Annotated in this window: 5 protein-coding genes; 4 read left to right on the top strand and 1 reads right to left on the bottom strand. The window is 72.5% G+C overall.

Features of this window, described 5'->3' with window-relative positions; all coding sequences use genetic code 11:
- Positions 1–18 precede the first annotated feature (18 nt).
- Positions 19–897, top strand: a complete 879-nt coding sequence (locus ACFVWU_RS44185; protein WP_387632223.1) for an NAD-dependent protein deacetylase — start codon at positions 19–21, stop codon at positions 895–897.
- On the opposite strand, the gene ACFVWU_RS44180 is transcribed toward ACFVWU_RS44185, so the two are convergent.
- On the bottom strand, positions 872–1,708 hold the full coding sequence (locus ACFVWU_RS44180) for a hypothetical protein (RefSeq protein WP_387632220.1): 837 nt from the start codon (positions 1,706–1,708) through the stop codon (positions 872–874). The genes ACFVWU_RS44185 and ACFVWU_RS44180 overlap by 26 nt on opposite strands.
- Positions 1,709–1,872: 164 nt before the next feature.
- On the opposite strand from ACFVWU_RS44180, the gene ACFVWU_RS44175 reads away from it, so the two are divergent.
- From ACFVWU_RS44175 to ACFVWU_RS44165, 3 genes are all read left to right on the top strand, one after another.
- On the top strand, positions 1,873–2,742 hold the full coding sequence (locus ACFVWU_RS44175; protein WP_387632218.1) for an SAM-dependent methyltransferase: 870 nt from the start codon (positions 1,873–1,875) through the stop codon (positions 2,740–2,742).
- Between the two features lie 99 nt (positions 2,743–2,841).
- Complete coding sequence (locus ACFVWU_RS44170) at positions 2,842–3,540, top strand: hypothetical protein (RefSeq protein WP_387632216.1); 699 nt, start codon at positions 2,842–2,844, stop codon at positions 3,538–3,540.
- 208 nt (positions 3,541–3,748) lie between these two features.
- Positions 3,749–4,972 carry a serine hydrolase domain-containing protein gene (locus ACFVWU_RS44165; RefSeq protein WP_387632213.1) on the top strand — a complete coding sequence of 408 codons (1,224 nt, stop codon included), beginning with the start codon at positions 3,749–3,751 and terminating at the stop codon, positions 4,970–4,972.
- Positions 4,973–5,060: the final 88 nt, after the last annotated feature.

The following is a 5,060-nucleotide window of genomic DNA, read 5'->3' as shown; positions in this document are numbered from 1 at the left end:
GGCACTAGGCTGGACGGCATGGGTGTGCCCGCGACGACTCTCGGCGGTACGGCGGCCGATGCGGTCGGCCTGGAGGCGTTGGTACGGCTGCTGGCCGGGCGGGGCGTCGTGGTGCTCAGTGGCGCGGGGCTGTCGACGGAGTCGGGCATCCCGGACTACCGGGGCGAGACGGGCAGCCGGCGGCGCGGGTCGCCGATGACGTACCAGGAGTTCACGGGCGGCGCGGCGGCGCGGCGCCGGTACTGGGCGCGCAGCCACGTCGGGTGGCGCACGATCGCGCGGGCCGAGCCGAATGCCGGGCACCGCGCGGTGGAGCAGCTGCGGCGCTCGGGTCATGTGGCGGCGGTGATCACCCAGAACGTGGACAGTCTGCACCGGGCGGCCGGTACACGGGCGGCGGTGGAACTGCACGGCGGGCTGCACCGGGTGGTGTGCCTGGAGTGCCGGCGCACCAGCCCGCGGGAGGAGCTGGACGGGCGGCTGGAGGCGTTGAACGCGGGCTTCCGGGCGGGGTCGGCCCGGGTCAACCCCGACGGCGACGCCGAGCTGCCGCAGGAGCTGGTGGACGGGTTCCAGGTCGCCCCCTGCACGGCGTGCGGGGGAGTGCTCAAGCCGGACGTGGTCTTCTTCGGCGAGGCCGTACCCAAGCCGCGGGTCCAGCGCTGCTTCGAACTCGTCGACGCGGCACAGGCGTTGGTGGTGCTCGGCTCCTCGCTCACGGTCATGTCGGGCCTGCGCTTCGTCCGGCACGCCGCGCGTGCGGGCACCCCGGTCGCGATCGTCAACCAGGGCGCGACCCGGGGCGACGACCTGGCCGTCGCCCGGGTCGGCCTGCCGCTGGGCGCGGTGCTGACCGAGGCGGCCCGGCGGGTCAGGGCCGGGTCGCCGCCAGCTTGAGCAGGGAGGCCCGGAGGGCCGCGGTGAACCGGTCCCGGGTGGCCTCGTCGACCAGGTCCAGGGACAGGTAGGGGTTGAGGTCCTCCAGCTCGACGAGGAGGAGGTCGCCCTCGGGGGTGCGACAGGCGTCGACCCGCTGGATGCCGTGCTCGACGGTGTTCCACGCGATGAAGCGGTGGGCGAACTCCAGGTCGGCGGCGGTGGGCTCGTACCGTTCGAGGCGCCAGCGCTGCTCCGGGTCGGGGGCGTGGAGGGCGTACTGGAAGGCGTCGTCGACGAAGTAGAACGAGACCTCGTACACGAAGCGGATCAGCGGCTGGACCAGGACGTCCTCGTCGTAGGTGACGGAGCCGAGCTGCTCGCGGGGGACGGTCCGCAGGCCGATCGAGTCGGCGCCGAGCTTCGGCTTGACCACGTACTCGGGGACGACGGGCAGGCGCGCGAGGTCCTCGGCCCGGTCGACGGTGGGGATGACCGGGTACCCGGCGGCGCTCAGGCCGAGCAGGTACTGCTTGCCGGCCATGTCGGCGCGCCCGGTCAGCTGGTTGTAGACGCGGGTGCCGCGGTCGAGGGCGCGGCTGCGGAAGGCCTCGTACTCGGCGCGGTAGTTGAGCACCGGGCCGCTGTTGCGGATGAGGACCACGTCGAAGGCGTCCATCAGCGCGGCGGCGTCGAGGGGGTGGCAGAGGGCGAGGTCGAAGTCCTCGCGCAGGCCGGCGGAGAGCCGGATGTCCTCGTCGCAGTACCGGCGGCCCCGGGCCTGGTAAGCGAGGTCGGTGACGAGCAGGACGCGGGGCTTGGTGTCGGGCATGTCGCCTCCTGAAGATCATCTTTCCCGCTCAGCCTACTACCCCCGTGTTCGGCGGCAGTGCGATCGACGGCTGCACGGGCGGTCCGACCGGACCGCCCGTGGGCCACCGGCGAGTTGGCTAGACTGCGGCGGGCCTGACGTGATCACAGATGAGGGGACAGCGGATGACCGCGGACGAGACCTGGATGACGGCCGCCGAGCCGGAGCGGTCCGGCGAACCGGTCGTCCCGCACATACGCCAGGACATTCCGCACAGCGCTCGGATGTACGACTACTTCCTCGGCGGCAAGGACAACTTCGCCGTCGACCGCGAGGCCGCCGAGCGGGTGCTGTCCGTCTTCCCCACCATGCGCACCGCCGTCCGCGCCAACCGCACCTTCATGCACCGCGCCACCCGGGCCCTGGCCCGGCGCGGCCTGCGCCAGTGGCTGGACATCGGCACCGGCATCCCCACCTCGCCGAACCTCCACGAGGTCGCCCAGGCCGTGGAGCCCCGGGCCCGCGTGGTCTACGCCGACAACGACCCCGTCGTCCTGGCCCACTCCCGCGCCCTGATGACCAGCACCCCGCAGGGCCGCACCGCGTACGTCCACGGCGACGTCAGCGACCCGGCCGCGATCCTGGCCACCCCCGAAGTGGCCCGCACTCTCGACCTGGACCAGCCCGTGGTCCTCTCGATGGTGGCCCTGCTCCACTTCGTCCCCGACCTCGCCGACGCCCACGCCATCCTCGAACGCCTCCTCGCCCCGCTGCCGGCGGGCTCCGCCCTGGTCCTCTCGCACGCCACCGCCGAACTCGACCCGTCCGGCGCCACCAAGGTCGAGGAGATCTACAACCAGGCCGGCACCTCCCTGCGGCTGCGCCCCAAGGCTGAGTTCGCCACCTTCTTCGAGGGCCTCGACCTCCTCGACCCCGGTATCGTTCCCGCCCACCGCTGGCACCCCGACGAGACCGACGACCCCGCCGGGCTGCTCCCGGCCGACGTCACGGATGCCCAGGTGTCCTTCTACGCGGGTGTCGCCGTCAAGCCGTAGCGCGCTTTCCCCGGGCCGAATTGACCTGCCGACGAGTCAGATTCCTTGTAGCATCTGCGCGTTCGGGATCGCGACACGTGGGACATCGGGGGCGGCGCCGTGACGGGGACCATCACGTTGTGGGTGTTCGGACTGCTCTGCTTCGTCGTGGCCTTCGCGAAGGAGGCCGCGAGCGGCGCCGGGATCAAGCTGCCGGGCCCGCAGACCACGGGAGCCCGGGTCGGCGTGGTCGCGGTCGGGCTGCTCGCCCTCATCCTGGGGACGGCGATCCGGCCGAAGGGTGACGCGCCGCCCGCCGTGGCCTCGACCGCGGCGCCCGCCCCCGCCCCCGCCACCGCGGCGTCGACGACGGCGCCGGCGGCGTCCGTGCCGACCGGTGCCACCCAGGCGGCGCCGACCCCGCCCGCGTCGTCTCCGACCGGGCTCACCGTGGCATGGAGCGGGCAGGTCGGCATCCCGATGGACGGTGGGGTCGACTTCGACCTGACCCCGCCGGGGCGCGACTCCGGCTTCCCGAAGGGCATCTACGCGGCCGGGTTCACCGCGACGAGCGCCGTGCTGCGGGAGGAGATCCAGATGGACCACGACCAGTTCGGCGTCTGGACGGGCCAGGCACCGCCGTCCGGTGCCGCCTGCTCCGACTGGGCCGTGACCCACCCGGGCGACTCGGTCCACGTCGGCGTCGGATCGCTGGTCTGCCTGAAGAGCCCGGGCGGCCGCACGGCCCTGATCAAGATCGACGCCATCGCCCCGTCGGACTACCGGGTGGACGCCACGGTCACCGTCTGGTCCGGCTGAGCCGGATCGCCCGTCGGGCTGACCAGCTGTCAGGGGTGGTCTCCGGGGAAACCCCGAGACCACCTACGGGCCGGAACGGGGATCTTCCCTGATGGCGGGGTCGAACACGGTTCTGACAGGATCTCAGCGATCGAGTTGATCAGTGATCAGTGATCGCGCGTCGAAGCCCGTCGGCGCGATCCATCAGTCCCGTTGGAGCACGTTCCTCATGAATTCCCGCACGAACCGCACCCGTTGGACCCGCCTGGTCGCCGGTGCGGCACTGCTGACCACCGTGACGATCGGCGTCGACGTCGCCCCCGCCTTCGCCGCCCCGGCTCCGGCCGCCGCCACGGCCACCGCGGTGGCGCCCGCGCCGCTGCCGCCGCTGAACCCTGCGGCGATCCGGGCGGCGCTCGACCAGCGCCCGGCGGCCGACGTCACCAGCGCGTTCGTCCGGGTCAGCGGGAGCGCCGGGAGCTTCACCGGCACCTCGGGAACGGGCGACGCGGCGACCGGTCAGGCGGTCGATCCGGACGGCCGGTTCCGGATCGGCAGCATCTCCAAGGTCTTCACCACGACCGTCCTCCTGCAACTCGTCGGTGAGCACCGCCTGAACCTCGACGACCCGGCCCAGCAGTACCTGCCGGATGTTCAGCTGCCCGACGACTCCGTCACGGTGGGCCAGCTGCTCAACCACACCAGCGGCCTGCCCACCGGCTCGGAGGAGATGTGGGGCGACGGCTCGGCCGCGTGGTTCGCGGCCCACCGGCTGGACAGTTGGACGCCTCAGGAGGTCGTCGCCAAGATCGAGGGCCAGCCGATGAACTTCCAGCCCGGCACCGCGCAGCAGTACAACGGGATCAACACCTTCCTCGCCGGGCTGGTCATCGAGGACGTCACCGGGCACAGCTTCGCGCACGAGGTGCGGCACCGGATCATCCAGCCCCTCGGCCTGCACCAGACCTCGGCGCCCGACGGGGACGACCCCGCGCTGCCGCACCCGGCCGCGCATGGCTACCTCTCCCTCGGGGGCTCCGGCACCGTCGACGTCACCGAGCAGAGCCCCTGGCCCTGGGCCGAGGGCGGCATGATCTCCAGTGCCCCCGACCTGGACCGCTTCATCACCGCGCTGTTCCAGGGCCGCCTGCTGCCGGCCTCCGTCCAGGAGAACCTGTTCACCGTGCCCGACGTGCCGAACTTCCACAACAACGACTGCGGCAAGGGCCCTTCCTCCCGCGCCTGCATGAGCATGGGCCTGCTGCGGATCGAGCAGGACGGCCAGGTCGCCTGGGGCAAGACCGGCTCCCGCCCCGGTTACACCAGCGGCGTCTTCGCCACCCGCGACCTGAGCCGCAAGGTCGTCTACTCGGTGAACCCGACCGGCCTCCTCGGCGCCGAGACCCCGTACGCGGGCCGACTGCTCGTCACCTCCTTCGGGCTCACCCACTAGCCCCGTCCTTCGCACATGACTGGTTCGGATGAACTGGTGATGCGACCGGTACCCCGGTGGGGTGCCGGTCGTTGAGCCCGGCATGCCG

The organism is Kitasatospora sp. NPDC058190 (assembly GCF_042883685.1).
Taxonomy (GTDB): Bacteria; Actinomycetota; Actinomycetes; order Streptomycetales; family Streptomycetaceae; genus Kitasatospora.
This window is presented reverse-complemented; position numbering and strand designations above follow the sequence as displayed.

Coding starts and splice junctions, on each gene's coding strand:
- ACFVWU_RS44185 (WP_387632223.1), top strand. CDS start 19: ATGGGTGTGCCCGCGACGACTCTCGGCGGTACGGCGGCCGATGCGGTC.
- ACFVWU_RS44180 (WP_387632220.1), bottom strand. CDS start 1,708: ATGCCCGACACCAAGCCCCGCGTCCTGCTCGTCACCGACCTCGCTTAC.
- ACFVWU_RS44175 (WP_387632218.1), top strand. CDS start 1,873: ATGACCGCGGACGAGACCTGGATGACGGCCGCCGAGCCGGAGCGGTCC.
- ACFVWU_RS44165 (WP_387632213.1), top strand. CDS start 3,749: ATGAATTCCCGCACGAACCGCACCCGTTGGACCCGCCTGGTCGCCGGT.